Annotated in this window: 36 protein-coding genes; 1 reads left to right on the top strand and 35 read right to left on the bottom strand. The window is 51.1% G+C overall.

What is annotated here, in order from left to right:
• The 27 genes from KVT34_RS26655 to KVT34_RS26525 form a co-directional block, all read right to left on the bottom strand.
• On the bottom strand, window positions 1-1,032 hold the full coding sequence (locus KVT34_RS26655) for a phage late control D family protein (RefSeq protein ID WP_217562795.1): 1,032 nt from the start codon (window positions 1,030-1,032) through the stop codon (window positions 1-3).
• A complete protein-coding gene (locus KVT34_RS26650; protein WP_217562793.1) occupies window positions 1,025-1,237 on the bottom strand; it encodes a tail protein X in 213 nt (70 codons plus the stop codon). Before KVT34_RS26650 ends, KVT34_RS26655 begins: the two co-directional genes overlap by 8 nt.
• Complete coding sequence (locus tag KVT34_RS26645; protein WP_217562791.1) at window positions 1,234-3,909, bottom strand: phage tail tape measure protein; 2,676 nt, start codon at window positions 3,907-3,909, stop codon at window positions 1,234-1,236. The genes KVT34_RS26650 and KVT34_RS26645 overlap by 4 nt, the downstream gene beginning before the upstream one ends.
• Window positions 3,910-4,104: 195 nt before the next feature.
• Window positions 4,105-4,431 carry a phage tail assembly protein gene (locus KVT34_RS26640; protein ID WP_217562789.1) on the bottom strand — a complete coding sequence of 109 codons (327 nt, stop codon included), beginning with the start codon at window positions 4,429-4,431 and terminating at the stop codon, window positions 4,105-4,107.
• Between the two features lie 20 nt (window positions 4,432-4,451).
• Window positions 4,452-4,973 (bottom strand): phage major tail tube protein, encoded by a 522-nt coding sequence (locus tag KVT34_RS26635; RefSeq protein ID WP_217562787.1) that lies wholly within the window; start codon window positions 4,971-4,973, stop codon window positions 4,452-4,454.
• Between the two features lie 12 nt (window positions 4,974-4,985).
• The gene (locus KVT34_RS26630; RefSeq protein WP_217562785.1) at window positions 4,986-6,434 is read right to left on the bottom strand and encodes a phage tail sheath family protein; all 1,449 of its coding nucleotides are present in this window, start codon (window positions 6,432-6,434) and stop codon (window positions 4,986-4,988) included.
• A gap of 2 nt (window positions 6,435-6,436) precedes the next feature.
• Window positions 6,437-6,772, bottom strand: a complete 336-nt coding sequence (locus tag KVT34_RS26625; RefSeq protein WP_217562783.1) for a hypothetical protein — start codon at window positions 6,770-6,772, stop codon at window positions 6,437-6,439.
• Window positions 6,765-7,232: a hypothetical protein gene (locus KVT34_RS26620; protein ID WP_217562781.1), complete on the bottom strand. Its 468-nt coding sequence runs from the start codon at window positions 7,230-7,232 to the stop codon at window positions 6,765-6,767. Before KVT34_RS26620 ends, KVT34_RS26625 begins: the two co-directional genes overlap by 8 nt.
• A gap of 4 nt (window positions 7,233-7,236) precedes the next feature.
• A complete protein-coding gene (locus KVT34_RS26615) occupies window positions 7,237-7,824 on the bottom strand; it encodes a phage tail protein (protein ID WP_217562779.1) in 588 nt (195 codons plus the stop codon).
• The gene (locus KVT34_RS26610) at window positions 7,821-8,168 is read right to left on the bottom strand and encodes a hypothetical protein (protein WP_217562777.1); all 348 of its coding nucleotides are present in this window, start codon (window positions 8,166-8,168) and stop codon (window positions 7,821-7,823) included. The genes KVT34_RS26615 and KVT34_RS26610 overlap by 4 nt, the downstream gene beginning before the upstream one ends.
• On the bottom strand, window positions 8,161-8,574 hold the full coding sequence (locus KVT34_RS26605; RefSeq protein ID WP_217562775.1) for a hypothetical protein: 414 nt from the start codon (window positions 8,572-8,574) through the stop codon (window positions 8,161-8,163). The genes KVT34_RS26610 and KVT34_RS26605 overlap by 8 nt, the downstream gene beginning before the upstream one ends.
• 14 nt (window positions 8,575-8,588) lie before the next feature.
• Window positions 8,589-9,641 (bottom strand): major capsid protein, encoded by a 1,053-nt coding sequence (locus KVT34_RS26600; protein ID WP_217562773.1) that lies wholly within the window; start codon window positions 9,639-9,641, stop codon window positions 8,589-8,591.
• An 18-nt stretch (window positions 9,642-9,659) separates the two neighbouring features.
• On the bottom strand, window positions 9,660-10,052 hold the full coding sequence (locus KVT34_RS26595; RefSeq protein WP_217562771.1) for a head decoration protein: 393 nt from the start codon (window positions 10,050-10,052) through the stop codon (window positions 9,660-9,662).
• 1 nt (window position 10,053) lies between these two features.
• Window positions 10,054-11,172: a head maturation protease, ClpP-related gene (locus tag KVT34_RS26590; RefSeq protein ID WP_217562769.1), complete on the bottom strand. Its 1,119-nt coding sequence runs from the start codon at window positions 11,170-11,172 to the stop codon at window positions 10,054-10,056.
• Entirely contained in the window at window positions 11,156-12,775 is a 1,620-nt protein-coding gene (locus KVT34_RS26585; protein WP_254635175.1) for a phage portal protein, read from the bottom strand. Before KVT34_RS26585 ends, KVT34_RS26590 begins: the two co-directional genes overlap by 17 nt.
• A gap of 26 nt (window positions 12,776-12,801) precedes the next feature.
• Entirely contained in the window at window positions 12,802-13,035 is a 234-nt protein-coding gene (locus KVT34_RS26580) for a DUF6148 family protein (protein ID WP_217562767.1), read from the bottom strand.
• A 19-nt stretch (window positions 13,036-13,054) separates the two neighbouring features.
• Window positions 13,055-14,905 (bottom strand): phage terminase large subunit family protein, encoded by a 1,851-nt coding sequence (locus KVT34_RS26575; protein ID WP_217562765.1) that lies wholly within the window; start codon window positions 14,903-14,905, stop codon window positions 13,055-13,057.
• Window positions 14,892-15,425 carry a hypothetical protein gene (locus KVT34_RS26570; RefSeq protein WP_217562763.1) on the bottom strand — a complete coding sequence of 178 codons (534 nt, stop codon included), beginning with the start codon at window positions 15,423-15,425 and terminating at the stop codon, window positions 14,892-14,894. Before KVT34_RS26570 ends, KVT34_RS26575 begins: the two co-directional genes overlap by 14 nt.
• Window positions 15,426-15,734: 309 nt before the next feature.
• Entirely contained in the window at window positions 15,735-15,950 is a 216-nt protein-coding gene (locus KVT34_RS26565; protein WP_217562761.1) for a hypothetical protein, read from the bottom strand.
• Window positions 15,951-15,990: 40 nt separating this feature from the next.
• A complete protein-coding gene (locus KVT34_RS26560) occupies window positions 15,991-16,269 on the bottom strand; it encodes a hypothetical protein (RefSeq protein WP_217562759.1) in 279 nt (92 codons plus the stop codon).
• Window positions 16,270-16,865: 596 nt separating this feature from the next.
• Complete coding sequence (locus KVT34_RS26555) at window positions 16,866-17,054, bottom strand: hypothetical protein (RefSeq protein ID WP_217562757.1); 189 nt, start codon at window positions 17,052-17,054, stop codon at window positions 16,866-16,868.
• A gap of 27 nt (window positions 17,055-17,081) precedes the next feature.
• Window positions 17,082-17,645, bottom strand: coding sequence for a hypothetical protein (locus tag KVT34_RS26550; protein WP_217562755.1), 564 nt, complete (start codon window positions 17,643-17,645; stop codon window positions 17,082-17,084).
• 239 nt (window positions 17,646-17,884) lie between these two features.
• Entirely contained in the window at window positions 17,885-18,379 is a 495-nt protein-coding gene (locus KVT34_RS26545) for a hypothetical protein (protein ID WP_217562753.1), read from the bottom strand.
• 117 nt (window positions 18,380-18,496) lie between these two features.
• Window positions 18,497-18,778 carry a hypothetical protein gene (locus KVT34_RS26540; protein ID WP_217562751.1) on the bottom strand — a complete coding sequence of 94 codons (282 nt, stop codon included), beginning with the start codon at window positions 18,776-18,778 and terminating at the stop codon, window positions 18,497-18,499.
• 21 nt (window positions 18,779-18,799) lie between these two features.
• The gene (locus KVT34_RS26535; protein WP_217562749.1) at window positions 18,800-19,009 is read right to left on the bottom strand and encodes a hypothetical protein; all 210 of its coding nucleotides are present in this window, start codon (window positions 19,007-19,009) and stop codon (window positions 18,800-18,802) included.
• Window positions 19,010-19,043: 34 nt separating this feature from the next.
• Window positions 19,044-19,250, bottom strand: coding sequence for a hypothetical protein (locus KVT34_RS26530; RefSeq protein ID WP_217562747.1), 207 nt, complete (start codon window positions 19,248-19,250; stop codon window positions 19,044-19,046).
• 35 nt (window positions 19,251-19,285) lie between these two features.
• Entirely contained in the window at window positions 19,286-19,609 is a 324-nt protein-coding gene (locus tag KVT34_RS26525; protein WP_217562745.1) for a hypothetical protein, read from the bottom strand.
• A gap of 66 nt (window positions 19,610-19,675) precedes the next feature.
• Here KVT34_RS26525 and KVT34_RS26520 point away from each other — a divergent pair, with 66 nt between their 5' ends.
• Window positions 19,676-19,873, top strand: a complete 198-nt coding sequence (locus KVT34_RS26520; protein WP_217562743.1) for a hypothetical protein — start codon at window positions 19,676-19,678, stop codon at window positions 19,871-19,873.
• A gap of 43 nt (window positions 19,874-19,916) precedes the next feature.
• Here the strand turns inward: KVT34_RS26520 and KVT34_RS26515 are convergent, their stop codons facing one another.
• The 8 genes from KVT34_RS26515 to KVT34_RS26485 all read right to left on the bottom strand — a co-directional run bounded on the left by KVT34_RS26515 (window position 19,917) and on the right by KVT34_RS26485 (window position 26,380).
• On the bottom strand, window positions 19,917-20,096 hold the full coding sequence (locus KVT34_RS26515) for a hypothetical protein (protein WP_217562741.1): 180 nt from the start codon (window positions 20,094-20,096) through the stop codon (window positions 19,917-19,919).
• Between the two features lie 216 nt (window positions 20,097-20,312).
• On the bottom strand, window positions 20,313-22,040 hold the full coding sequence (locus KVT34_RS26510; RefSeq protein WP_217562877.1) for a DNA cytosine methyltransferase: 1,728 nt from the start codon (window positions 22,038-22,040) through the stop codon (window positions 20,313-20,315).
• 80 nt (window positions 22,041-22,120) lie between these two features.
• Entirely contained in the window at window positions 22,121-22,765 is a 645-nt protein-coding gene (locus tag KVT34_RS26505) for a dUTP diphosphatase (RefSeq protein WP_217562739.1), read from the bottom strand.
• The gene (locus KVT34_RS32060; protein ID WP_254635178.1) at window positions 22,752-22,946 is read right to left on the bottom strand and encodes a DNA methyltransferase; all 195 of its coding nucleotides are present in this window, start codon (window positions 22,944-22,946) and stop codon (window positions 22,752-22,754) included. Before KVT34_RS32060 ends, KVT34_RS26505 begins: the two co-directional genes overlap by 14 nt.
• Window positions 22,915-23,934, bottom strand: a complete 1,020-nt coding sequence (locus KVT34_RS32055) for a DNA methyltransferase (RefSeq protein WP_254635174.1) — start codon at window positions 23,932-23,934, stop codon at window positions 22,915-22,917. The genes KVT34_RS32060 and KVT34_RS32055 overlap by 32 nt, the downstream gene beginning before the upstream one ends.
• 307 nt (window positions 23,935-24,241) lie before the next feature.
• Window positions 24,242-24,829, bottom strand: coding sequence for a hypothetical protein (locus KVT34_RS26495; protein ID WP_217562737.1), 588 nt, complete (start codon window positions 24,827-24,829; stop codon window positions 24,242-24,244).
• Between the two features lie 27 nt (window positions 24,830-24,856).
• A complete protein-coding gene (locus KVT34_RS26490) occupies window positions 24,857-25,942 on the bottom strand; it encodes a hypothetical protein (RefSeq protein ID WP_217562735.1) in 1,086 nt (361 codons plus the stop codon).
• A 24-nt stretch (window positions 25,943-25,966) separates the two neighbouring features.
• Window positions 25,967-26,380: a RusA family crossover junction endodeoxyribonuclease gene (locus tag KVT34_RS26485; protein ID WP_217562733.1), complete on the bottom strand. Its 414-nt coding sequence runs from the start codon at window positions 26,378-26,380 to the stop codon at window positions 25,967-25,969.
• Between the last annotated feature and the right edge of the window lie 157 nt (window positions 26,381-26,537).

The following is a 26,537-nucleotide window of genomic DNA, read 5'->3' as shown; positions in this document are numbered from 1 at the left end:
TTACCACCCCAAAACTTTCCGGATCTCAATATCTGTTGAATAGCCACCACTGCCAATCTTATGACCGGCACTTATGATCAGGTATTTCCCGTCAAAGCGGCCCCAACCCTCTATATTGATGGTTACGCCTGCAGCAAGCCGAATATCGCCAGCTAATGATAAACTCGCCTTTCCCGCCTCTTTATTCTTCTCGCGGAGACTTTTTTCGGCCGCGCGGAGAGCTTCGGCTTGGGATTTGGCCTGCTCGTTGATTTTAAGGACAGGACCAGTTTTAGGCGCTCCAGGAGGCGAATAAAATGCTTTAATTGTCTTTTTACTCTTGCTAGTGGTATAACTCACTTCGCAGGCTCGATAAGCCGCATAGGCTGTGCTCCAAGCAAATTTATAGCCCGTCACATCGGACTGGTTCCGGATGATGCTTAAGACAGGCGCTTTTCGCTCAAATTCCCGCTCGTCGAAAAGGACAAGCTGCCCTGCTGTGATCTTTAAAGCGATTCCCTCTTTAATGGCCGTGTCGTTCAAAAATGCGAGGTCGGACTGGGACGCTTGGTCCAATCGGTCATACTTCGGGTTTTCCTTAACCTCGTATTTCAATTTGAGTTTGGCCCTCTTGGCAATGTCAGCGGCAATGGTTTTTAGCGTGACCTTTTCCCAGGCTTTCGAGCGTTTTTCCTGGCGCGCCTCGGAATCAATTGGGAGAGAGACTGCCTTGATAGAGACTTTATCCGGCGGTCCGTCAAAGTCGATGGAATCCACCTCAAAAGTCCCGCACGGCAGCCGCTTTATTTCCCCAGCTTTGCCCCAATTGGTCACCTTAATTTCGGCTTTGATCCGGTCCCCCTCGGCAGGCGACCAGTCCTTTTGCCATTTACGACCGCGGTCTTCCAGGCTTATCTGCAGGTCATCGAGCGAGCCCGGCGCGGCATCGTTGTACGAAAAATCTGTGAGAGATTCGGCTAGCTCCCGAGAAATATTTTTCCCGTTGTACGTGATTACGAGCTCCGCCCGGCGGGCGTCTTGTATGTCATTCATCGTCTTCCCCCCTCTTCCACGGCGGCAGTGTGTCGGACTGTTCTGCCGGACGTTCCGGAACGATTAGCTTCACGCCGGCCGAAAAGATTACGGTCGAGGTATGGGCTGGGTTGGCCTCCAGCAGAAGCGTCATGTACCGCTCCGTCCCATAAAGTAAAAAAGAGATACCGTCCCAGGTATCTCCTTGATTTGTGGTGTATGTCATGCTAAACTCACCCGCTGCCTTTGGCGTTTATATTCGTTAAATTCCCGCGAAAAGTCGCTTCTATTTTGTTGGTCCATTTGTCGCAGGGCCGCTTGATCGGCGTTTCCCTGGATAATAAACGTTGGGTTGTATACAAAGTTCCCGCCTCCTGAGGGCTGCGCTGCATCCCCCGTCCCGGTCGGTTGCCCCAACATGCGTCCGGCAGCCTCGTATAGACCTCGGCTCCGCTGAGAGTTGTTAATCGGGATAATGACCTCTCGGTCTCCACCCTCACCGACCCAGGCGATTTCTGGGCTGCTGACGATCCCCCCTTTGGCGTAACCCCCGATTGGCTTAATCTCGGGAATATCTATGCCGAAGCTTTTACCGCCCATGCCTGGCACCCAATCCGGGATATCGACTTTAATTGTTTTAATGGACCTGATCGCCTCATTAATGAGATTGATCACGGCGTTGATAGGAGCAGTCAGGAGAGAGCCCAGCGAGGAAAAAATCCCGCCAAAAATATCTCTTACACCTGTCCAGGCTTTCTCCCAATTGCCGCTAAATACACCCGTCACAAAATCAATAACCCCGCCTATTGTCGTTATGATTCCGGATATGATGCCCCCTATGGCGTCAAAAGCGGCCATAACAACCGCCTTGATAGCCGGAAAAGCGATCTGAAAGGCCATAAATAGGGCGTCTATAATCGGCTTTACAAAATTGAAAATAGAGGTCACGGCTTCACCAATTTTTGAGGTGACGGCCGTTATTTGTGGCAGTACAGCGGTAATAATGCCGGCTATTTTGGGGTAAACCTGGGTTGCAATGAAATTGAACAGCTGCGCGATTACGGGCCAAATCTTACCGGCAATATAAAAAACGACGGGCTGCAGGGCCTTTAAAACCGTACCGGCAACATTCATGAAGGTGAGGCCGATTTTCCCGATAACCGGTAAAACCTGCTTTACAACGCCCATGACAGAACCGAAAATGCTTTTAATGCTCGGCAAGATGTCTTTAAAACCTGCAATCGCGTTGTCTTTGATCGTTGTAAACTTATCAAAAACACCGGCAATCCCACTTGTGATAGCTGCCGCATCTGTCGAGCTTAAGCCGAGCATCTGCGCGTAATTCATGGTGACGCCCTTCATTTCTCCGTCATAACCGTTTTGGAAAAGGTGCATGAGATCCCCGCCGACTTTGCTCATAATAGGACCCACCGTGCTTCCCACTTCCGCGAAACCGCTCTGAATAGCCGGTATCGCCTTGCCAATTAGGCCAGATAGCTTTTGCATGGCTGGCAGAGCCAAATCTCCCAGAGGCATGACAAAACCCGTAAGCAACTGACGGCCGATCCGCTTAAACCCTTCTCCGACGGTGTCGAACTTAATCTCTGTGATCTCGCCCATCGTGTTTTTGGTCATGTCAAATTGCTTTTTGACATTTCCGTATGACTGGACAACCCGGGCTTCCAGGTCCTCGGCCTGCGTACCAAACAAGGCGACGGAGGCGGCGTTTTTCTTGACGGGGTCTTTTATTTCGTTTATCGCCTTGACCGTCGTTAAAAAGGCTTGCTGCGCCTCTTTTCCGCCAGCCGCAAACTGTGCGGTCATCTTGGCTCCGTTGAGGCCGATATCCTTATAAGCTTCCATAGACGATTTGGAACCGTCTTTCGTCCGGATACCGAACTCTTTGATTCCGTCCCCAACCTTATCCAGGTTGAATGCGCCGGCTTCCAGGCCGGAACTCAGGATATCGAACATATCGTTAGCCGCAAACCCAAGCTTGGCAAAATAGGGACTATATTCGTTCGCTGTGTCCAGGAGCTCGTTGGACTTATTGAGGCCCTTCTGCGCCCCTTGCGCGAGCAGGTTGTACGCTTCATCCGTCGTAATCCCAAAGTTTTTCGCCATCGTGTCAGCCGCTTTAATGGATTCCTGAACATCTTCCCCGAATACATCGCGGTAAAGCATGGCGTTTTTCGTGGTATGCTCCAGCTCGGCCCCTTGCTGCTTGGTGACCTGCTTTGCAATGCTCATAGATTGAGAGAGATCGGCCCAGTCTTCTCCGAGCCCTTGATTGTATAGGTTCTTGGCGGCATTTTTTAGCTCGACCATATCCTCTTTGGTGGACCCAGTCGCCGCTTGAATCTGTGCCATCGCCTTTTGATAATCATTGGCGTACGAAAATGCCATACCTCCGGCCACGGCGCCAGCAGCAACGGCGGCGCCAGCGGCGACCGCCGCACCGCCCATTACACCAGCTCCCACGGCTCCGCCTCCACGGCCGCCTCCCCCACCGCTTCCGCCACCTTGCGGCCCACGCATGTTTTCTAGCCCACGCATTCGCCGCTCCATCTCGCGGATTTGGTTTAAATAACGGTCCATGTCGCCGCCAAACTGATCGCTTGGCATGCGAATACGCCGGATTGTTTCCAGCAAGCTTTTGAGCTCGCGGAGCTCCGGCATCATTGCCCGCAGGTCTTGACGCATATCGGTAAATACGCCGGTAGGCCCTTGTATGCTCCGGATGGAGTGGAACTGCTGCGTAAGTCTAGTCAAATCCTGCTGCAGCGGCCGGACCATGTCGCCAGATAGTCGCATTTGATCCATACGGCGGGCTTGCTGCTCCAACTGCTGCATGTCGCGTTGTGCCCGGCTAAAAACCTGGTTGTATGTGCTGTCCATTTTAGCCGCCAGCTCAAACGCGATTTTATACTGTCTTGACATTTGGCTCCCCCTTCCGCATTACCGCCTCTACCGATGCTGCCCAGTCCAGTAACTCGGTCATTGTCATATCAAGGTAAAAGGTGACGGGCGTACTGGACTGTTTAGCAAGGATCGCGACCGACTCGCGGAGCGAATGCAGTCCCTTACCCATCCCTATCCAAACAAAAAATTTTGCGCCCGCTGCGTGACCTTGGAAAAGTCACTCGCCGGAAGTTCCTCGAAAAACTCGTACGGCAGGCCGGACGCTCGGGAAGCTACGATCGCCTGGTATCGGCTATCAACTCCCTTGACCGGAAGAAACTCCTGGGGCCCGATAATGGATTTGAGTTGCTGCTCACAGGAAAGCAGGTCCTTGCCCGTCAGTTTGTCAAAATCCAATATGATCTTGGTGTACTCCTGGCCCTCAAAAGTAAAAGGCCGACTGAGTTTATAAACCCGATCGTCGGCCGCCTCGTTGATACCTTGTTTTTTAGTTTCCATGTTCATTTTTCTCCTTTCGATTATAGGGCCAATTGATCTCTGACGGCTGCCAGGCGATCTTGTCCGTTGACCACAAAAATATAACTGAATTTATCAAGCTCCAGCAGCACTTTCCCGCCGATCGACACTTTTAGGTAAATGACCTCGAATTCCGTCGAACCATCCATAGCAGCGCCAACTTCCAGGCTTCCGAGTTCGCCCGTTTTGGGAATGGCGCGGACCGTGATTTTCGCCCCTTCGGTTGCGTAAACACCCGACGCCGAATTAAAAGATTGCTGAGACGCCCGGAAGTCCAGCGCGTGGGCCTCCGGTGCAAGCAGTTCATACGCAGCTGGGTCCATTGTATTCCAGCTGAGAGAGCAGGTCATGGAGCCGAACTGGCCGATTGTCGGACTTTCCACCTCGCCAGCGATGCCAGCCCCCTTGATGGTCTCCGACAAATACTCCAGGCTGGGGAGTTCGACGGTCGCAACGCCCAGGTATTGACTGCCGTTCCTGTAGACCGTATAACCCACGATTTTGTCTCTGACTTGTTTTGCCACTGTGATTCCTCCTTATGCCGCGATTGCGGCCAAATATTGCGCGTCGTATTCGACCACAAACTCGATTTCTTGTGCAGGGCTCGGCGGCGTTATGAAAATACGAAATTTCAGCTTGCCGTTCATTAGATTTACATTTGGGTTGTCTGAAGCTGAAAACTCGACGCGACCGCCCAGGATGTATCCACTCGCCTGTAGTCCATTCATCCAGATATTAAGGGAATCCGTCACGGCCTCGATAAGACGCTTATTTGTTGGGTCGTCTACGTATTTCCAATAGGTCAGAATCACAGAATTTTGAATCCAGTCGAACATACGACGCACCGCAATAAAGGCGGTTTTGGGATCAGTTTTTTCCGGAAAGGCTGCGGTTCGGTTGCCCCATGTCTTCCAGCCACCTACGAAATTAATCGCGGTCATAATGCCCTGGTTATTGAGATATTCGCCCTCATCTGGACCGAGCGGAACTTCCTGGCCGGAGTCCATAATTGCGCCGTCCGCTTGCATGGTCTTATTGGACGGAGACTTGTAAGGGACGCCGTCGTTTTCCGCGTCGGTTTTGCAAATAACGCCGGCCAGGTGGGTCGAGAAATGATAGACCTTGCCAGCCTTTGTGATTTTGGGATAGGCGTCAATTTGTCGCTCGGACGTATACGCATGGTCCTTTTTCCACACGGCCAGATCCGTGTACAGGATATCCGTCGGGAGGTCCGTCAAAGCAACCGCCTTGAAGTGCCCGTTTATGTTCTCGGCCTTTGCCGTCATAATTGCCCCGACCACTGGGTCGTGCGAAAAGCCAGGGGCGAGCAGCAAGCCCGGGACCTGCTGGAAACGCGGAAATACCTGTTTGATTAGCTCCAAGCCCGTTACTTTCCCGGACATTACATCGGTCCCACCGATCACATCAGCAGAGGTGACCGCGGCACGGTCCAGCCTGTCGTAACCAATTTTAAGCGTCGGCGTTGCGCTGGGAATGGTGCCGCCCGGCTTGACGGTCACGAATAAGCGTCCCGCTTTGTCAAAGAGCAGCGTATAGTCCTTGTCCTTGACGTACGTCGTCGCACCATCGGCAGAGGTAACTGTCACCGTGTCCTTTAAAATCCCTGCGTCGGGCAGCGTCGTCGTCCCTGCGGCCAGCGTAAACGAAGCCAGCGGCACGGCCGCTTTATGCTTCGCCGGGTCCATCACATTGACCAGGACCACGCTCGATAGCTTGTACAACCGGAAGTGGGAATGCATGTACTCGGAGAGCGTGTAGGATTCCCAGTCCTCCGAATAGCCGAAGGCATCGACCGCATCCTCCCAGCTTTTGCAAAGGATCGGCGTATTCACCGGTGCGGCGGCCAGCTTCGAAAGGTGAATGGGAGCTGTACCGAACACAACCGGAATAGTGGCCGACGTTGACACCGCCGTAATAGCGGAGGATTCCGCTTCGCTCGTGGAGATTCCGTGTCTTTCTGTCATGGTTACGCGCCTCCTTTCAGATGGGCCTCAACCGCTATATAAGCGGCATAAAGCGGCTTTCCGGGGTCGGAAACTTCTCTTTGCCGTGTCGCAAACTCAGCCACCGGAATAAAAAGAGCGTCCGCAGCTGGGACGCTCTTAAGATAATCCACAATATGTGCTGGCTTGCCTCCCCGGTATGTCATGTACCGACTCAATCCGATAGGCAGCGTGGGGCCGATGTAAATCAGATGTTCCTCTTCAAAAGCCGTTTGCACCGGCGTATTGACCACCGACTCGCGAAGGTTTGTCTCCTCGGCGGCCCCTGCAGCCGTCTTGTCTTCCTTTTGTCTACTCAAAATCATCTACCTCCCTAATAATTGCAGGCATCGTCCAGGTCGTAAGGATCTCTCCGATCCATTCGGGGTAAGGCTGTTCTTCGAAAAGCTTCCATTTTAGCGGGCGTTGTATCTCAAAGCGTTGGCCGATGATGCCCGATCGGAGCACCCCCAGCCGGATTGTCTCAAAGAGATGGATTATATCGAGATATCCGTCACTGTCCTTGGATTTTGTGCCCACTAAAAATTTGATTTGTGCGGTTCCGTTTCTGTCCAGATCCTCCCCAGCTAGAGCCCGAATGATGATGTATGGGAACTCACTTTCCGGAACGGGAACGGGCGGCACCGGACCTTTCGGCGCCTCTTTTGCCGGGAGCCAGCCCAGATGTACGCTCACCTTCTCATTGGCTTCGCCAAAACTAAGACCCTCCGTCAACCGTTCCGTAAATTTTTTCAGTTCTATAAGCAGTAAAGCGTTCAAGTTGTCACCTTCCCATTATTCGACCGATCTCGTGATCCAGCCGATCGGTCATGCGCCGCTCAGTCTCGTCCATGACATGCCGAACAACCTCACGGGAGCCCAACATGACAGGCACAGCTGGGGCGAAAAGTTCTTCGATCGGAAGTTCAGGACGGTCGCCCTTGGCATTTTTGGGCCGAGCTCTTGTGACGCCTGGAAACTTGCGTTTATACACGCCGACATGGCCGCTTCCGAGGCGAGCGACAAACGCCCGGGAAACTGTCTTGCTTTGACCGAGGCGCACCGCAGCTTTAACAGGCCGCGACCGCCGTCCCGGTGTCGGTTGCCTGGGTGTCACTTTAAATCGGGTCAGAGGGAGGCTACCGCCCTTTGCAGTTACTTCGACTATCCCAGACTGCGGGGAGGATAATGTAATGCGCATGGCTGCCTTGACCTCTTGGGCCTTTATGCTATACATTTCCCTGACTTTCCGCGTTGCCTCCGTAACCACGCCCTGTCCGGTCCGGTTGAGAGCTCGGGAAACGGCCTGCGGCATTTTTTCGGTCTTGACCCGTAAACTTTTGCGCAACTCCCGTATTCCCTCGATATTCATCCGATGTTCGCCTCCAGCGTGATCTTGATAATGCCGGCTAACGGATCACCGTTTACATCCCTTCCCGTCTCCTCTACATCAACGGCCGTAACCTCATATGTCTGGCCGTCCAGCGTACTCATTTGGCCGCGATCGGGGATGTATCCAAGTTCTGTGAGGTCGATGTGAATCACCTTTCGATACACCGAAACCCCTTCCGCATATGGAAGAGGTTCTCCGTCACGAGTATAGTTTTCCACGATCATCCAGAGAGCCCGATCGTCCAGCACATGCACATTCGCAAATTCACGCTGATTCATAAACGTTCGGACATCGGCGGCCATTATGTCTTTAAACCTAGACATTCGAATCATTCGCTTTGTTCGCGAACCACTCGTTATACTGCTTGATTCTTTCCGCTTCCTTGGATGCCGGCTCGATACCGATAGACTCCAAAGTTTCCTTTTGTCCATCAGGCTTCAACTTCGAAAATTCGTCAGGGGACATGATATCGAGCCCGCTGGGATCGTTCCCGGCATCAGGGTTGCCCTTCGTATTCTCCAGGTCATTGGTTAAGGTAATATCCCCGCCCCTTCCCTTGGCTCCATCGGGTTCGTCTGACGCTATGACTTCTCCGCTCGGACCATACTGGCAGATTCCCTCTCTGATTAGCTGCCGCGCTTCCTCTTTCGAAAGGCCCGGAACGGTTTCACCCGTTTTATACACTTTGTTCCCGTCGTCAATTTGCCCATATTTTACGATTACGTTCATTTGCCCGCGCCCCCTTAGTAAACTTTCGCGACAAACCATCCATCAACGTCATCCGGGATCGGAATCGGCCGGGAACTGAGTCGAATCATGAGCGCATCTGCGTTCTGATCTGCCCATTGTTTAGGGACTCTCGCGCCTTCATACGTACGGAATTGACGGTCCCCTTCAAGCTGGGTGACAGCTCCGTAAGCAAATTTGCCCAGTCGCGGACGGGCTAAAATAACGTGGTCATCTGGAATGTATGGCTGCTCAATACCATCATCGTCGATAAACCAATCATCGTACGTGTACAATTCCAGGCCGAGAGCAGGAAGTTTTCCGTAGTAGGTCAAAGCTTCATCGACAATGTTCGGGTTCATAAGCGCCAATGTGGCGTTTTGTTGTTTCAGCATCTCTTGAATTTGCGGATCTGCCATAAACTCCGCCAAAGCACCCCGCCCAAAAATAGCAAAGGTCGGAGCGTATCCTGCGGATTGGATAACGTTCAAGCGCCACTGTTCCAACTGGGCGTATTTTTTCCCTTTGGAATTCTGGCTTTTCCAACTCGCATCCCCTACCAAAGCTACTTTATTGGTGAAACTGAAATCAATTTCATCCTCAATAAAATCAGAATCTTCTTTATCAATATAACCCTTCACAATAATAGGTTTACCGAGAAGGAGTTCGCGGGACATCCACTCGATTCTGCGTGTAATCATATCATCCAGTTCGGATAAATCTTTTCCTAAGAGTTCCAATTGACGTTTCTCAGGCGTTTTCTCACTGATAACACTTTCTCCCATGCCGCGCATAACCAAATCATCGACTGTGAGAATGCGCTGAGGGGCAATCTTAGGAGCCGTGTACTTTTTTGTTTTAAAGCCATCACGGGCCACTGTAATTCCGCCGACGCGCCGGGCTACAAACGGAGCCATCTTCCGTTTGCCTTTCTTGTAATCAAAAAGCACGTCCTCCGTCACGAAGGTTTCAACCCTCGGAAAGAACGTGCTTGTGAAAAACTTTCTGAGTGGCAGCATTTTTTGTACTGCCTGTAGCATTGTAGTTGTTTTATAGATATCCATATTCATCGTGGCATCAACCCCTGTTTAATAGTCTAAAACGTCTTTCATGAAGATACCGAGGGCGCGAAGATGCGTCTCGTGCTTGTCCGCCGTGTCAGTGCCGCCAAATTTCAGCGCCTTTCGGTTGAAAGAGCCGCTGGAGTATGCGGTTGCGACGACGTTCTTTGTTGCCCCGGTTGCGCCGGTGTCAATGCTGTCGGTCAGGATAGAGTCAGCCTGCTCGCTTCCGTCCGTGGCCGTGCTGTTAACCGGAACAGCGAGTCCGGACGCCGTAATCACTCCGACCACCGTCCCCCACTCCAAAACGCCTTGTCCGGCTTTGAGCGTGACGGACTTGACGTCGGTCGGGTGGGTCGTGTCAAAAAACAAGTTTCTTGGCGTTGTCGAGCCGTAATTATCGTTGAATAAATTTGCCATGTTATCGAGCCTCCATTCCGCGGACCGCATTGGCTGCAGCTGCGATAAAATCAATATTCTGGGCCTCTGTTTCCTTTTGATGTTCTTCCTTCGATTTGTTCGTTTCCGGCTGAATACCTGTATTGAGTTGCAACTCCTTCTGGCGGTTCTCCAGATGCTTCAAACCGTTTTGACCATCATGTTTCATCGCCTTAAATGCCAGGTCGGCAGCGGAAATAGGCTCGTCATATTTAGCCGAAGCTACCAGCTCGTCCGCGATGCTGTTAGAGATTTCGTCAATTGACTTCATCCGCTCGCGTTCTTCTTGCTTCGCAGTCGCTACAACTTGATTGTAGATATCCGGAAAACCAGTCTTGAAGTCGTCAATATTTTTAATTTCCAAGGTGCGTACACTCTCCTTTGATTTATTGGATAATAGCGGGATCGTTGGGAAGGAAACGGTCGGCTCTTTGTTCAGGTTCGGACGGCTTAAGAACTGCGTCATGTCATGAGCAACGGAGTTCACCACCATGAACCGGTTATCGTTCGTCAGCGACGCCTCGACCTTCTCCTCAAACAAAATTTCATCGACAAATCCCTCGGCCTTTGCCTCTTCCGCGGTCATCCATTTTTCTTGTGTCATCATGGCGGAAAGTTCTTCTCGATCCCGCCCGGTCTTGTTGATGTAGGCGTTCATGATGCTGTTCTTGGAGGTCTCTAGAATCGCCTTCATCTTGTCCATGTCCTCCGCGTTGTACATGCCGTACAGCATGAGCAGGGGATCATGAATCATGACCTGCGCCGCCGCCGGAGCCTTCACGACATCGCCGGCCATCATAATGATGGTTGCAGCGCTTGCGGCCATGCCTTCGACGATAATGGTTACAACGGCCGCATGACTTTTCAGCCTCGTATAAATGGCTGTCGCTGCGGAGACGTCACCGCCCCTTGAATTGATCCGGACAGTAATTTTTTCAACGTTTCCCAGGCTGCTCAGATCGTTACTGAATTGGCGCGGGTAAACACCGTCATCACCTTCACTCCACCAGGGTTTTTCTGAGCGAATATCCCCGTATAAAATGAGTTCCCCCTCTAAAGGGCTTAAGCTATTGAACTGCCAGAAGTTATTGGTCTTCTTCATCTTCTTTTTTCACCTCCTTCTCAGGGTCTACCGATTTGGGGATGTTTTCATTTTTTGAAAGACCAGCTTTTCGCATGGCGCGTTCCTCAATCTCCAAGTGCTGGACGTTCGTCCAATAATCACTCCCATTTGTTTCAATCGCTTCGCGCTCCCGAGTACTTAATCCCAGTGCTATCTTGCGTTCGGAAGCCTCCACCTCTTTAACAGGATCAAGCTGCCCCGGAGCCGGCCCGTTCCATTCTGCTTGTGACCAGGATTTTCGAATAATAGGATCGCTAAAAAACCCGGGCGCCTTAATGCGGCCGAGTGCGATCGCTTCCGCGAGCCATTCTTCATAGATGGGCTGGCAAAATTCTTTAGCCGTCCATTGCCGGCGCATGCGGAACATCTTCCATGCTTCCAGTAGCGCGGCTCTCGACGCGGAGTATGATGACTGAAAGGATTTCAGGAGCAATTCGACCGGAATTTCTAGCGCCGCGCCAATGTACCGGCAAAGCGCGCTGACGAATGGATCGAAATTCGCGTTTGGCCGTCCCGGGTTGGCGATCTCGATTTCTTCTCCGGGCTCCAGCACGTTAATAGCGCCGGCGCCCATTTCGTAGGAGGTCGGATCGGTTGACGCGACTTGCTGTTCCAGCGGAATCATACTACCGAGCGGATTTTCATTCGTTGCTCCTTTTGTTTTGACAAAGACGGTGAACAAACCCGCGACAACCGCCGCTTGCAGCTCCGCCTCTGTATAGCGTGTGATCTGCTTCAACGTTTCAATGACAGGCGCCAGCATAGGGACCCCGCGCCGCTGTTCTGCCCGCTCCGTATCCATCAGGTGCAGAATATTGGGCCGCCCTGTTTGCTCGCCGTACGCTTCGATACGAACCCATTCACGAATTTTCCCGGTGTTATACTCCCGGGCGTAGGAGTTCGCGACATGATAGGCGACTAATGCCCCTGTATCGTCAATTTCGACCCCTGAAATGATCCGGTTCCCATTCTTGTATGTGCCTTCGACTGTATCACCTAGAGTTCCGGAAGAGAACGGCGTACAAACGCGATCCGCTTCGAATAAATGCAGTCTTAAGGAATAGGGCATCCAGGGTGTACGTTTCCCTTGCCTGAACGCCGCGAAGGAATCGCCGTTCATCAGCATGCCGAGGAAGGCGACACCCTGTTGATCGTAAAAATCATTCATCCTGAGCGCGTCCGAATGCTTGGATTCCGCCCACAACGCAAATTCTTTCTCAACGATCCCGCTCCACTTGTCTGCCTGTTCCGGCGTCAAGCCCAGTGTCTCCGCGTCAATTCGAGGTTTTAGCCTGAGTCCCAACCCGATTACGTTTGTCCGAGTAGTTTTCAGGGCCGCGGTGCCGATCGGTCCATTCATGTAAAGGTCCCGTGATCTCCCCCGAAGGGTATCAAGGGAAGGGTCGATGTCGTCTTTCGGGCTGAGAGCACTTGCTATCCAGCCGCGCATACTCCTTTTTTGATGACTGGCGCCGCCCTGCTCATATCCGTTTAACACTTTGGTTACTTCTCGCGCAGCTATGCGCCGCATCCCGGCTTCCGGATTGAAAAACGTAACAACGTGATCAACGATATTAATCATTTTCACCTCCCCTCAGAAGCAAGAAATTAAAGGTCACGCGGGATGACGCCGAAAACCTTGTTCCGGCCGCCGCCGAGAGCTTTGGCGTTCTCCGCGGCGATTTCTTTCTCCAAATACTCGATCATTTTCGAGATTTCGGATAAATTTGCCCGCGTAAGAGACCTTCCAGCGATGGAATAAGACTGGGCCCCGTCTAAAATGGCCGCTTCCGCCGTGATATAGAGCTCCAATCGAGCTATTAAGCCTTCCAGCCTGTTCACAGATAGATCACTCCTTTCATCAAACTTCGATGCCACGACTCGCAACGCCGACGCGTTTACGCCGCTGCGCCTCCACGGAGACGGCCGGGTCCTCGTTCATACAAAACGGCTGCATATTGTCGAGGTCCGTCTGCAGGATTTCAATGGCGGCGCGGTTATAAACCGCCAAATCAAGTGGTTCGTTCCGGGCCCGGACCTTGACCCAAACCTGATAAGGAACGCCCATTTTCATTCGGGTATGGAGGGCTTCGGCCGTCAGCCCTTCGAAGTACTCCCGCCGCTCATAACCGCGCTGTTTTCCTGGGGTGTCGATCGGAAAGTGACAGTAACCGCGGGATTTCTCTCCGAATTCATTGACCATCGGGATTTTTAATGCGCTTGTGACTTTGGTTTTGCCCTCGTTAACGCCCAGGCGGAACACTGTAGCCTTATAGATATTGTTGGTCGAAGTCCCGGCATACAACGGAAGGTATGTCCCGTCACCCGGGGATTCACCCTTAATAGGGAATATCCGGCGGGACATCCGAGCCTTGCAGAACTTGTACACTTCGTTGGTAAAGTGGCCTCCGGAATCCATGCACGTCATGGCAATCGGAAATTTTTTACCCTCGGCATCCTCCCATGTCCGGGAAAGAAATTCGTCGAGGTCCTTCCAGACCTGTAGCTGCTTAAGATCGCCGTAAATCACGTGATATTGAATGCGCCAATTCTCGTGACCCTCACCCCAGCCTTGGACCTCTACCTCGAACCGGTTATCCTGGGTATCCACGGCGGCCGTTAGGATCTTCACGCCGTCCGGGACGTCGGCATGATACATTTCCCGCCGGTTGAATAGGACCTCTTCGTCCAGCTGCTCGCCTTTTTCTTCCCACGTCTCCCCAAGTGTCGTGTTAACCCAGACTTTCAGGGTTTCCGGACCATCGCGTTTCGCCTTCTTAAATTCCTCGATAATGGTTTTCCAGCGCTTCCAAGGGCTCGCCATCTCGTTCAAGTGGAAGCCGCGGACCTTCCGATTCGGGTTCCGTGCAAACCATTTCCCTGCCCCGGACTTCCACTGAATTTCACCATTGAGGGAGCCGCAAAACTTGCAGGCCATAGTCGCATCTTCGAACTTGATTTGTTCCCAGGATAAGGGCTGATATTCTCCGCAATCCGGGCAAGGAAGGCACCACTGTTCCATGCTGCTATCATTGTAGGCTTTCTCGATTCGGGAGGTTCCCTTAATGGTTGGTGTGCTGACCAGTACCCTTTTTCGGTTGTGGAAAGTGGTCGTCCGCTTCGACACAAGCGTTACGGGGTCGCCCTCCGTGCCAGCAGATACAGGATACCGGTCCACTTCATCAAGCAGAACAACGCGTATCGGACGGGATGCCAAAGAGGCCGGCGAGTTGGCGCCGGCCATTGTGATATGTCCTCCTGGGAACGTCTTGTGCAGCATCGTATTCCCGCTGTCTCGGCTCTTTGCGCTCGCCATGCGTCTTTTCAATTCAGGACAATCCCGAATCATCGGCGACAACCGGTCCTTTGAAAAGGTTTGGGCCATATCAAGCGTAGGCTGAACCAACATCATCGGGCTAGGATCTTGATGAATATAGTAGGCGATAATATTCAGAATGATTTCTGTCTTTCCCACCTGAGCGGAAGACATGACAACAACGGTTTCCGTGTCGTCGTCGTTCAGAGCGTCCATGATTTCGCGTTGAAATGGAGCCCTATCCGTCCTCCATTGTCCTGGTTCCGATGAAGCTTCAGAGGAGAGGCGCCGATAAAGATCCGCCCAATTTGAGACAGTCAGGCTTGGCGGAGGCGCCACAACTTGGGATATCTTCCGGAAGAGAGCTTCGGTTTTCAAAAAACTAGGAATCGCCATTAGAAACCACCCTCACCTGCTCCTTCCGGAATTTTTCAGGATCATAATCCGCCAGTTCCGTCAATGCCTCGTCCGTCGCCTCGATTATTCGGGCCTTTATCACGTTCAGATCCTCGACTCCAACCAATTCAGGAGCCAAGCGCATCGGAATGGCCCTGATCCGCTGCCGGAAGGCGCCCAGCATATCGTTCATGACGGCCTCGACATCCTCGGACCGGTGTAAATCCCCCTGCATTTCGGCCAGTTCCAGCGCTGCCTTTTCCTTCTTGATGCGCTCATGCTCTGTCTTCTCGTCAATGAATCGGGGCCTTTTGTCGTCCTCCCGCCCCCCGGCCGCATGTTCGCAATAGGCTTGGACCGCCTCGCCAAGCACATATTTACCGCGCCCGGACTGTTTCAGCACGCCGTCGCGGGTCAATTGGCGTACCCATTGCGGCGTTTTGCCGATAATCGCGGATAGTTCCGAGGTGATGATCTCTTTTTCCTGCAGCGCTTCGGCTTTCGCCTTGGGTTTCGCCAATATCCCCGCCTCCGTTTCGTTTGTGGCCGCTTCTCTGCCGCTTTGATTTTTGACCCTTAATTCGAAGGGAAAAATAAAAAAGCTCTCGTTCGGCTGCCTGCCAAGCGAAAGCGAAAGTATTTTTTGAAAATAAAATCTAGCGCGATTTCGGGCTCACGCGCACCCGCACTTTATTTTTTTCCCCAGAGGGACCCATAGGCCACATTTGGCCGAAGCTTTGGCCCCTTCCTGCCCTTTTCATGCCCATTGTCGAGTTCATACATGCCGAAACGCTCTATGACCCCATTAACTCGCTCTGATTACGTGCTCTTAAAAGTATAGTTCCTTGCCTAGTCTTTCCCTTGTAGTCAAATCTGTTCCAACTGTGTACTGGATTCGATGCCGAGCCATCATTGAGATAAGCACCGGCATAGATGCAGCCAGTAGATGCTTTGCCGTCCTCTCGTCGAACTCTTTGTTAAGCTCTGTATACAATTCCCTGGCAGCCTGGGCGATGTCCTTGTTTACATCCCTCTGTTCTTCCATTTCAATCACGCTCCTTGTCCAAATAAAAAAAGGCCACCCGTTAGAGTGACAGCCTTCGAAACTCTTGTTTTATGTTCCCGCACATTTCCAGCAGCATATAATCAAGATGGTTAGATGGATTAACCTCAATTTCGGTAGGTTCCAATAACTTATAGATAGAGTACCCTCCATGTTCCAGGTCGGTATAAATAGTTATTCGGACTTTTAATGCTTTTCCATCCCTTGCATCCTCACGAGACAATCTGATATCACGGTGACTTTCACCTCTCAGTTTGGGCAAGTATTCATCCAACTTTTCCATTAACTTAAAAACGTCCATTCTTCATCCCTCCGTTTATTCGTCAGGCTCTTTACAAACGATCGCGCTTCACCAGGTATAGCGGGGGCCGTTTCTCTTTAACACACGGAAATCGTGGGCAGTATAGACTCTTGCCCGTGAACGTGCCCCATTCGCAACCGATGCACTTGGCGGGTGGCTGCGGCTTGACCGGTTCGGGGATCGGCTTTGGTTTCTTCCTGCGCTTTTGCACCATGAGCGGGTGCCTCCTTTGCTTAAGTAACAGCTTTGTAGCGCCTGAATCCCTTGCGTGACGGGCGTTTCCGGCACCCTCTACATGAGCAAGGTAACAGAACAAGAACGCTGCTATCATCGAAATCTTTAAAGACGGATGGATAAATAAAAAAGCCGCCCAGATTGGACGACTTTGGTTTGATATATTCGGTTGGTCGTGCTTTGAGCTGCGTTTAAACAATGGCGGCCGTAGCCGTCCGCTGCAAAAACGCTTCGCTCTTTGCCTTAAGAGCATACGCACTTTGTTACAAGAGAGGAAGAACAAGGCCATTATAACGAGCTGCTGAAAAGCGTGTCAAAGTGATCGGATGATAAATTCCCTATCTTTAATCCGTCATCCTCCATCAACCTTTAAATTGCTTACTATTTTTATTTTTCGAAATATATTTGCTTATCTTCCCAACAATCGCAGGAACACCGAAACAGATAACGGCGATAATCACGAAAAAAGAAATGCTAAAGGTATTTTCAACAAAAGAGGAGGCTATCGTTATAAGAATTGCGATTACCATTGCGGTTATTACGTCTTTCACGATCACAAAACCTCCTTGCGTATCGAATCAATTAGCCCAACCCATGAACTCAGTCTGTACATGGGTTGGAGTCGTATAGCTGGAGTCTGTATACGATACTTTCGTTGCATAATAAGCATACCTATTATCGGGGCTAGTGTATACTTTTCTGGTCAACATTGTGCAGTATTCGATTTGCCTGTTTTTTAACCGAGCAATTACATCACTTAAAAAAGCTTGAGTAACTGTAGTTACCCAGTGATTTCCGATTCTCGTCGTTACTAGTCCTGATACACCACGGATAGAAACTTCTATGGCGAATTTAGTTACAGAACTATCAAATGCATGCTTTGTCGGCCCTTCAATAACATCACCGTCCCCGAGGTCTGGTAAAGGAATTCCATTGGGTGAAGCAAAATTCGAAAAAGTTGCTTTTTCCTCTTCGCTAAGAGAGTGACGATCGGTGACCGTTATTTCTATACCATTCTCCGTCCAAGATGTTTCAACTCTCTCATCCGTATTTTGACTTTGTGTATTGTTATTGGCATATAGCGGACTTACCGACGTCAAAAAGATACTTGCGGACAACACTCCAACAAACAATTTTTTCATAAAAGCCTCCCTTTCGAATGTCCTTCACATAAATTTTACCATATATGTTAACGAGGAACAATTTTTCAGGTAGAGAGGTTTATAGCAGAAAGGCGAGAAGAGATCCGCCCGTGTTTACCGCACGTTTGCGCCGGGGTTCTCGTTCTCGCCATTTCTACAATTTCATATTACCACGGAAAAGCGGTCATATGAGGTTCAACTTTGGGTCATGTTTGGTTCAGGTTACGGTCACTTTAGGTTCAAAAATCGAAGACGTCTTTTTCGAAGAAGCCCCAGAGCTTCAACGTATTCGCGATTTTGGCCGTTCCTTCCGCGATCTTCCGTTTGACGGTGCTTTCGCTATATGCGGAGCGCTGGAAAAACTGCATCGTCTCCGAATACGAGTACCCGTCTATAAATCTTCGTTCGATCGCCCTTTTGGCTTCCGGATCGCGGATAAGTCCGTAGGCCCTGAAAATCGACCGCGTGTAAAACTTGTACTGCTCATATACCAGGCGTTGCTTTTCGATTAAAATCACGGCGTTGGCCGTTTTATCCGCGTGGAGATCGTCCTGATCAATACGCCGGGCGACTTCGCCGTCCACGGCCACCATCGCGAGTTCCTTCTCATACGCTTCATAATCAGCCATTAAAATCAGCATGTCCTTATATTTATCGAGCAGGAATTTAGTCCGTTGGACCTCGCTGTCATTGGCTTCCGGAAACAGCTCGCTTTGTCCCCATATCATCGCCATTCCCCTTCATCCCCTCGCGTGCTATATTGATAACGAGAGGTTTGTCCTTGCCCCCGGAGCCCGTTCCCCAACGATGCCGAGGGCTTTTATTATGCCTATTACCAGAAAGCAGTCCATTCATAGATCATCTTCCCCGGCATCTTCTTCGCCGAAAATGTCAGCGAAAACCTTGTCCATCATTTCATCCCGCGCTCTGAGCTGCTCGTCGCTCATTTTCCAATCAAGTAGAGAAAAATATCTCGGTTGATATCTCTCCTCGACCTTATCCGGCTCTGCAGCTGCTCCTTCCGTCGCCCTGATGTGGGCCTTCATGCTGTCCAAAGTAATGTTCGCCTTCGCATTGCAAGTAACTGCGCGGGCGAGTGCCTCACCTATTCGTTCCGTAGGAATCTTGTCCATGTTTCCTCCCCTAGTTGATGTTTAAACGGCGCCCACCTGCTGCCGCACTATTTGGGCGACGGTCGGGTGCATTATCAAGGTGCTGCCCATCACAAAAATTCCTTTCTTCGGAATCACATTGAATCCGTAACGCTTCGCCCATTTCTTATTGATTCGACGCTTCCGATGTGTTCGGATTTGTTTTCTTTCAACCATATTTTCATTTTCGATAATTCTGTATCCGCGAAGCATATAAACCCTCCCTTAGTTGATTTTTAGCCGGTTTTCACACTCGTTGGATACTGCAATCATATCTAAGATTATAAATTTCGTGTTTGTTCAACGCCTTTAAATTGGTACGCAGATCATATGAATCAACTTCAAAGCTTGTTTTGTCTTCTACATGGTCAATGACTTCATCCACGTAGCGGAAGAATCTTTCTTCCCCCTCGATCAGGGTCCGATATTTATCGCTTCGATTTGGTTTTTCCATCGGTCTAAACCCTCCCCTAGTCGATGTTTGCAGGGTTACTTGTCAATCCTGAGAGCTTCCTGCGCCCGTTTCCCACCGTCCTGGTCGATCAGAATATGTCCATACTTGTCCAGATGCTCAGTGCTGTAGTTGTAGGGAGTTGCGTACCACTCTAATGCTTCTCTCAAATGATCAATCTCTTGGAAAAGCTCGTCAATGACCGAATCGTAGCTTATGACAACATCTTTAACCCCATAGACAATGCGGTAAAGTTTTGCCGTCGATCCTTCGACAAGCGCGGTCCTTACGTTGCTCAGAAACAGTTCGAGTAGAGGCTTCGACTGCAGGTGCAAATCTTTCAGTTCTTCAATTCGGTTCATATAAAACCCTCCCATTTTTTTACGTGGTATAATAGATGCAATATACAAATCGAATCGAGGTACATCGTGACTAAATCAGATACAACGACCAGTTTTAGATTCGACGATGATTTTATTGAGCTTCTGAATACTTGGTCTTTTATGACCAAGAAAGATAAGGGCGCTCTCCTGCAGGACGCTTTCCGAGAATACGCCCGGCTGGAACAGAACTCGGACGTTGCCAAAAAAGTGAATAGTATCTCGGAAATTTTGAAAAAGGATTGAGTCGCCGGGGGCGGCCCTTTCTTTTTTCAAGGTCCAACCGCCTTCATTTTCGTTTGTCCTTTGTTTCCCCGCTGTATGGAACATACTGACTTGACGGCTGCCACACCCATTTTTCCGTGTACTCGTCGAACATAAGGAATTGCGTCAGGCCGTTTTCAAGCTGCTGGACGGAATAAACCGTCCGTATGACTGTGGTGTTGTAAACTAGCGTCACTTTGAACATGCAAACCCTCCTTTGTGATCTTCCTATTCATTGATTTACAGCCTCGCGGAATTCAAGGACGCTTCCCGCCCAAAGTCTTCCCAGTATTCTCGTTCCATTTCAGATATAATTTTGTGAGCCTTGGCTGACGCCTGAGCATAATTCATCCCATCTTTTAAGATGAACTTGTCAATCAGCTCCGTTCGTTGTTCGGAAAACATCCCGTGTACACCGTCCTTACATTGAGAGCTGCAGCTGCCCGACCTGCTCGCTGTAGCGTTCAAAAGTCATTCTGTTTTTCGATCCTGTACAATGCTCGGGCATGTTCGCCCTTACGAGGGCTTCCGAAAACACCGGCGGAACCGAATTGCCGCAGCGTGCCACCTGGTCGGCCTTTGTGACCGGCTTGCCGTTTACGTTGTAGCCGCTGATGATGTAGTCTTTCGGGAACCCCTGCGCCGCAAACAGCTCGTGTGGCTCCAGCATACGCATTCCGATATCCACGATTTGATATTCCACGCCTTCAACCCTTACCAAACCGAAGCGTTCCTTTGTCGTGACCGTATGGAGCGGGTCGTCCAGCGCCTGGCCGTTGGTGGAGCTGCCGTAGTATTTCAGAAGGAATGATCGGACTTCACCAACGTGTAATCCGCCGGCGGTGATCGTCGGCATCGGCTCCGTGACAGGCTGCCCGTCTTTGCAGGTCCCGCGGAATTTAACAAGGTGCGATGTCACAAGGGCGCTCTTTCCGCCCCCACCTGCTGTCACCGTTCCGATTGGTTCGGGCATTACACTCCCTACCGATTCGCCAAAATGGCGGGCGATGTGTGCCGTCACCAATGCGTTATGATCAATGGTTGTTACCGTGGAGAGTGGATCGTCCAGGCTCGATCCGGGCCCCTTGTAGTTCCCGCCGTAATGCTTCGCCATAAACGCAGTGACAAGCGCGTGCTTGCGGCCTCCAGCGACAACCGTCCCCAGGGGTTTCTGTAATCCTGGCGCTCGCGGACTCTGCCCCGGCCCCTCACCGTAGCCGATCTCTATCAATGTCGGACTGACCATAGTCCACCCGTTTACGGCCGTCACCGTCTGAAAGGGCTTGTCTATTTCTTGTCCTCGGAACTGATCGTACTTATGATTCACCTTGATCACAAACGGCTTTGGATTGTTGATCACGAAGCGCTCAATCCCGCGAGCGATCCGGCGCAAAGTATTCTCGGCCAGCGGTTTCTTCCGTTCGAAGATTGATGGGCAAGGAATCGACCAGTCTATTACCTCCGCAGCTGTCCGCCAGGGTTTCCGCTCTCCATTCAAAACTTCCCGACTGTCCGGCGCTCCGTGTGAGGGCTCCGGCCATGCGATCGGCTGCCCGTCACAGCGGGCGATCAGGAAGAAGCGTTTCCGGATCGTTGGCGCGCCGTAGTCGCACGCTCTCAGCTCGCGCCATTCGACCTCATATCCTTGCCGGCGAAGCGCGTTAACGAACACTCTAAAGGTCCGACCCATCTGGGATTTTATCGGCTTGCCTTCGCCATCGAGCGGCCCCCAATCCTTGAACTCCTCGACGTTTTCGAGCATGATCACACGCGGCCGCCGTGTGGCAGCCCACCGAAGCGCCACCCATGCAAGACCGCGGATCTTCTTTTCACGCGGCTTTCCACCGCGCGCCTTGGAATGGTGGGTACAGTCCGGAGAGAACCACGCCAGGCCAACGGGTTTTCCTGGCATAACCGTTCGCGGGTCAATCGCCCAGATGTCCTCACAGTAATGCCTGGTGTTCTTATGGTTTGCATCATGCATGGCGACCGCGCCCGGGTCGTGATTGCTCGCAACCTCAACGCTCCGGCCGGTCGCCTTCTCAATGCCAGCTGACGCCCCACCGCCACCTGCAAAATTATCGACCATGATTTCATTTTTCCAGTAGGGCTCCCCGGAGTTCAAAACCTTAAGCCAAGTCCTCCGCATTTCACCAACGGCCATTTGCAGCTGCCGTTCACGACGCCATTTTCGTCTTCTCAAAACTCCATCACCTCACCGTCACCGGATTAATAGCCGGTAGCAAGCCGGTCATAGTTGGCTTTGTTCTTGGCGACGTAGGCGGCTGTGATCTGATCGTATGAAAAACCAAACTTATCTCCGAGAGCGTAAAAGGTTGATAGCGCAAACCGGAAATTTATAATGCGGTCATTTTCAGGTTCGAGCAAAATCAATCCTACGTAATACAACAGTTCAACGAACAGTTTTGTCGTCTCCTTGGGTTCAAAATCATCTGGAACAAACAGAACCTTTTCCGGTAAATCCAGCTGCCGGGCGATAGAGAGGAAAAAGTGTAGGCAATCGGCGTATTCTTCGAGCAGGGGGTTTCTCGGTTCTAATTCTCCTGTTCCATCGCATTCGTCGCATTTTTCATACTCCAATCCTTCCTGTCCTTCTAAGAGAAAGTCCACACTTGCCGGCCAGTTGTAATCCCCACTACCTTCACAAACTGAACATTCATTTTTAGCGGAAATTCGCGGTTCTTGATTCTTGCTCCAATGCTTAAACCCGCGCCACTCGTTCGCGAGCTCCGCGATTTCCACCTGCAGCGCCAGGACGGTATTCGGGAGCAGGTCCACTCCCTGCAGGCCCTTTTGTTCGATAATCCGCGCATCGAGCGCCTTCTGCATTTCGTACAATTCAGCTATTTTCACGGCTTCCCGCCTCCGTTTCTCTATTTATTCGTTCTTCCCCGGTCCGGGCTTCGATAATTTCGACATGTTCGGGTTCACGTTCAATCCCGACAAACCCGAATCCCTCGCGCTTTGCCGCTGCAAGGGTCGTGCCACTCCCGGCATATGGATCAAGGGTTGTCCCTCCGGGGGGGCGTAACAAGCCGCACAAGCCATGCCATAAGCTCCAACGGCTTAACGGTGGGATGGGTGTTCTTTACTAGTGATTCTGCCCCTCGCCAATCTAAGTTACGATCTATGCTGCTCGCCTTTTTGCATATTACCTGCGGAGTGACATTAAAATATGGTGAAAAGAAGGCGTCGGGTTCTGTGGTGATACAATTCGCTGGAAATCTGCCGCTATACTCCTTAGCGTTTCGCTTCACGGGTGAAAAGGTATTTGACGTAGCATCATATCCGTCTGAAGCAACCTGAACAAAATGCTTGTCGCCGATCCGACACCCATCAATATTAAGGGCGCCAGTGCTATACTTCTCGACCGTATTGGCAACCGTCCCGGCAAGCGGCTTCCGGGCCACGATAATAGGTTCATGAGCAGGCTTAAGCGCGGTTCCCCATCCGTCCCATTGTTTTGCCAGATCGGAAGCGGGTGCGGTAATAGTATGGGTGAATGATCTGGCATCGCTTTTTATCCATGATCCTGTTTTCTCTTGCTCGGCTCCTGGGACCATGCGCTTTACGGTTGGTCCCTCCATTAGAATCTCCCGTTCGATGCCTGCGCGTTTATCGAAAGCCTTTCCCACATCCATCGACTTCGGAAAGCCGCTAAAGTAAAGCCACTCGATGACATCCCGGATTTCAAATCCGCCGAGCCGGATTGATGTTGCCATTAGATCCTGCGTGCGCGTTCCGGCGAACACAAGGGCGTGGCCGCCTGGCTTAAGGACTCGGTAAACCTCTTTCCAAACATCCGGATGCGGGACGAATGAATCCCATCTTTTCCCCATGAATCCACCGTGTTTATGGTCGTAAGGTTCCCCGGCTATCCACTTGGACAGCACTTCCGTAATGTCGGGTTCCTTTGAGAGCCCGTAAGGCGGATCTGTCACAACCGAATCAATTGAATTGTCAGGCATTCTTTTCAGCTCGTGGAGACAATCCCCGTTGTAAATCTTGTATGTCTTCCCCATGTCGCCACCCATCCCCCATTAAAATGTTTCTTCCAGCGCGAGCATATTTCCGATGCAGCTGGCGCAAACGTTCGATCTTTCGTATTCCGGATATACCTCCGGAGATTCCGCGAACTCTTGAACAACGAGCTGTACGCATTCTCGCTGCTCCCCGCAGCGATTGCATTCACCCAGAACAAGTACCATGATTCCCGCCCTCGCTTTCCGGCCCGCAGGCCGTCATATGGTCATCCAGTATTTCAAAATCCGGGAAGCCCCCGCCACAGTAGGGGCATTCCATCGGATCGTTAGGCCAAAGTGCCGGCATTCATTTCCCTCCGACTTCCGGATTCACTTCTTTATCTGCTCTGAAAAAGTTGCCGTATGAATCCCGGAACGGTAATCCTGTCGAAGTATCGAGAACCGGGTTGGCCGGGCGGACTTTAAGAATGGTCCCGCATTCGTGGCATTCCGTCGTTTTATCTTCTTTTAAAATGTACTGGTTACTGCTGCACTTACATTCTGGGTTGGGGCACCAGTAGCGGCACCGATAATGCGGTACACCGTTCTTGTATTTGATTCCGGATTCGTACCAGTTCGAATGTTCTCCAAGCGCTTGACCCAGTTTTTCCCCCAGATTAGTCGCAAGCGTACGCTCACTGTTTAATAGCTGAGTTTGCCGAACCGGTCGGGAGTCAGGTTGCGGCTCCTTGGATGCCACTGGGGCAATTGGGGAATGCGCTGACGGATTCAGCCTCGGTGCGTTTGCCCCTTGACTCGGCCGGATGGTTACACGGTCAAAAATTCCATCGAATGAGGCACTGAGAATTTGCCTAGCTAGCTGATCAGAAGCATTTAAAACATTGAATTGCAACTTTTTCATTCCGTTGCCTATCGACACTTTTATATCAGTCATGAATGTCACCCTTTTGAAAGGAACAGCTTACGCCGCCCCGTTCCCTTTCCGAATTTCTTCCTTCACGAGATCCTTAAATTTCTTGTATTCCGACTGAATTTTCGAGGAGGAGGCACCTTCTTCTTTAGCCAGTTCCATCCAGCTCATATTTTTCTCCTGTTTCTTCTGGATCAGATCACGGAAGTCGAAGGAAAAGCCGTCGTACTGCGGATCATGCAGCAGGATGTACGCTTCAACTTCCTTCGTTGTGATCTCCTTTTCCTCCGGTTGCTGGCCGGCATCAGCCGCCGTTTGTTCTTCTGCAGCAGACTCTACTGGCTCCTCCCGGACCAGGTGCTCCGATGGAACACCTTGCAACCATTCCGGCAGAACGTCTTCGGCCCCCGTATTTTCGTTCTGAGGCTCGTTTCCTTCGCTCGGCTCCGTTTGTCCGTTTGCTTCCTGTTCGCCGCTCTGAGGGGCCTCCACCTCGTTCAAATCGCTATCCGCAGACGAAGCCTTGTCTTCGGTTTGGTCTTTGGCAGGAATTTGGCCGGCTGCCGGGTTGTTTTTACGCCATTCGTCCCAAGCAGCAGCACTTGGCGCAACGCGCTCTCTGTATTTGTCCAAAGCCATCGTGAACAGCATCGTCGGCATTTCTTCATCGGCAGCTAATTTGATATAACTCTCACCTTCCGCCAGGCGTTGGGTGATCTTAACAAAATCCTGCGGCAAATCTTCGTATTTTGGAGCAAACCCGCTGAGGATAAAGTCGTTAATTACTTCGAGTTCGATTTCGTCGTCCTCTTTCTTCACGTTGACCTTTTCAGGAGCTATTCCAAGTGCTGCATCGGCAGTTAATTGCTCGCCTTCTTCCGTTACCTGGGAAACCACGCCCTTAGCGATATCAACCTTGTATTGGATAAGCGGCTTTTTTGACTGGGCATTAATCAGTTTCGTAAAGCGGATAATTTGGGAATCTAGGCCGCCAAGCACTTCGCAGTCAATCATTTCTGCCAGGGTTTCAAATTGTCCCTTAAGCTCGCTATTCGTAATTTCCAGAACTACAACAACGGTATTTCCTTTTTTTAATTTGGCGTCTTTGACAAGCCCTTTGAAATTGATGTAACTCATATCTATCACTTTCCTCTCGGTTTTTTAGTCTAAAGTGACAATCTTGACTTCGATCCGCGGGCGGTTGCTATACCGCTTACGAACAAAAGCATCGACAACTTGACTGTCATCCTTCCACATGATGCCTTTGAGGGCATCCTTCACGCCTTTAAGATAGTTATCCGCGTCGGGCTTAGATGTCGGCATTATCAGGCCGCTCTCCGCATCCGCGCTTTTCTTTTTGCTGAAGCTTTTGGGGATTGGCCGATAAGCCGTAATGGCAAGTCCGAGCGCTCCTTCAAGGAGAGCAGGTGGGGCATATTTTTCAGCTGCTAGCCGAACATAATCTTTATAGTCACGGGATTTTTTCGGGTCATATGCTCTTGTAAAGCCGCCGACCGTACTAAATTTTGGTCTTCCTTGTGCGACCGGTTCCCCATAGATTGTGAATTGAATCAATTTTCGCTAGCCTCCTATCACATGTAATCCGCTGGCTGTTCCGTCCTGTGATGATGTGCCTTGGATCAAGCACATACACACTTCCAAGGATGTTCCCGCCTTTTTCCGTAATCCAGTACTGTAAAGCTGTCTGAAAATAGGGGTCGAGTTCTTCCGT

Origin of the sequence: Paenibacillus sp. GbtcB18 (assembly GCF_019091125.1) — a bacterium.
Taxonomy (GTDB): Bacteria; Bacillota; Bacilli; order Paenibacillales; family NBRC-103111; genus Paenibacillus_F; species Paenibacillus_F chitinolyticus.
This window is presented reverse-complemented; position numbering and strand designations above follow the sequence as displayed.

What these genes read in the sequence shown, in the direction of transcription:
- KVT34_RS26615 (WP_217562779.1), bottom strand. Translation starts at nt 7,824, where the DNA reads ATGAATATCGAGGGAATACGGGAGTTGCGCAAAAGTTTACGGGTCAAG.
- KVT34_RS26495 (WP_217562737.1), bottom strand. Translation starts at nt 24,829, where the DNA reads ATGACTGATATAAAAGTGTCGATAGGCAACGGAATGAAAAAGTTGCAA.
- KVT34_RS26515 (WP_217562741.1), bottom strand. Translation starts at nt 20,096, where the DNA reads ATGTTCAAAGTGACGCTAGTTTACAACACCACAGTCATACGGACGGTT.
- KVT34_RS26545 (WP_217562753.1), bottom strand. Translation starts at nt 18,379, where the DNA reads ATGGCGATGATATGGGGACAAAGCGAGCTGTTTCCGGAAGCCAATGAC.
- KVT34_RS26565 (WP_217562761.1), bottom strand. Translation starts at nt 15,950, where the DNA reads ATGGAAGAACAGAGGGATGTAAACAAGGACATCGCCCAGGCTGCCAGG.
- KVT34_RS26590 (WP_217562769.1), bottom strand. Translation starts at nt 11,172, where the DNA reads ATGAAGAAGACCAATAACTTCTGGCAGTTCAATAGCTTAAGCCCTTTA.
- KVT34_RS26585 (WP_254635175.1), bottom strand. Translation starts at nt 12,775, where the DNA reads ATGATTAATATCGTTGATCACGTTGTTACGTTTTTCAATCCGGAAGCC.
- KVT34_RS26535 (WP_217562749.1), bottom strand. Translation starts at nt 19,009, where the DNA reads ATGCTTCGCGGATACAGAATTATCGAAAATGAAAATATGGTTGAAAGA.
- KVT34_RS26490 (WP_217562735.1), bottom strand. Translation starts at nt 25,942, where the DNA reads ATGAGTTACATCAATTTCAAAGGGCTTGTCAAAGACGCCAAATTAAAA.
- KVT34_RS26550 (WP_217562755.1), bottom strand. Translation starts at nt 17,645, where the DNA reads ATGAAAAAATTGTTTGTTGGAGTGTTGTCCGCAAGTATCTTTTTGACG.
- KVT34_RS26640 (WP_217562789.1), bottom strand. Translation starts at nt 4,431, where the DNA reads ATGGAAACTAAAAAACAAGGTATCAACGAGGCGGCCGACGATCGGGTT.
- KVT34_RS26525 (WP_217562745.1), bottom strand. Translation starts at nt 19,609, where the DNA reads ATGAACCGAATTGAAGAACTGAAAGATTTGCACCTGCAGTCGAAGCCT.
- KVT34_RS26595 (WP_217562771.1), bottom strand. Translation starts at nt 10,052, where the DNA reads ATGGCAAATTTATTCAACGATAATTACGGCTCGACAACGCCAAGAAAC.
- KVT34_RS26645 (WP_217562791.1), bottom strand. Translation starts at nt 3,909, where the DNA reads ATGGACAGCACATACAACCAGGTTTTTAGCCGGGCACAACGCGACATG.
- KVT34_RS26655 (WP_217562795.1), bottom strand. Translation starts at nt 1,032, where the DNA reads ATGAATGACATACAAGACGCCCGCCGGGCGGAGCTCGTAATCACGTAC.
- KVT34_RS26540 (WP_217562751.1), bottom strand. Translation starts at nt 18,778, where the DNA reads ATGGACAAGATTCCTACGGAACGAATAGGTGAGGCACTCGCCCGCGCA.
- KVT34_RS26530 (WP_217562747.1), bottom strand. Translation starts at nt 19,250, where the DNA reads ATGGAAAAACCAAATCGAAGCGATAAATATCGGACCCTGATCGAGGGG.
- KVT34_RS26560 (WP_217562759.1), bottom strand. Translation starts at nt 16,269, where the DNA reads ATGGACGTTTTTAAGTTAATGGAAAAGTTGGATGAATACTTGCCCAAA.
- KVT34_RS26630 (WP_217562785.1), bottom strand. Translation starts at nt 6,434, where the DNA reads ATGACAGAAAGACACGGAATCTCCACGAGCGAAGCGGAATCCTCCGCT.
- KVT34_RS26510 (WP_217562877.1), bottom strand. Translation starts at nt 22,040, where the DNA reads ATGCGGAGGACTTGGCTTAAGGTTTTGAACTCCGGGGAGCCCTACTGG.
- KVT34_RS26650 (WP_217562793.1), bottom strand. Translation starts at nt 1,237, where the DNA reads ATGACATACACCACAAATCAAGGAGATACCTGGGACGGTATCTCTTTT.
- KVT34_RS26575 (WP_217562765.1), bottom strand. Translation starts at nt 14,905, where the DNA reads ATGGCGATTCCTAGTTTTTTGAAAACCGAAGCTCTCTTCCGGAAGATA.
- KVT34_RS26610 (WP_217562777.1), bottom strand. Translation starts at nt 8,168, where the DNA reads ATGTCTAGGTTTAAAGACATAATGGCCGCCGATGTCCGAACGTTTATG.
- KVT34_RS32055 (WP_254635174.1), bottom strand. Translation starts at nt 23,934, where the DNA reads ATGGGGAAGACATACAAGATTTACAACGGGGATTGTCTCCACGAGCTG.
- KVT34_RS26605 (WP_217562775.1), bottom strand. Translation starts at nt 8,574, where the DNA reads ATGAACGTAATCGTAAAATATGGGCAAATTGACGACGGGAACAAAGTG.
- KVT34_RS26600 (WP_217562773.1), bottom strand. Translation starts at nt 9,641, where the DNA reads ATGAATATGGATATCTATAAAACAACTACAATGCTACAGGCAGTACAA.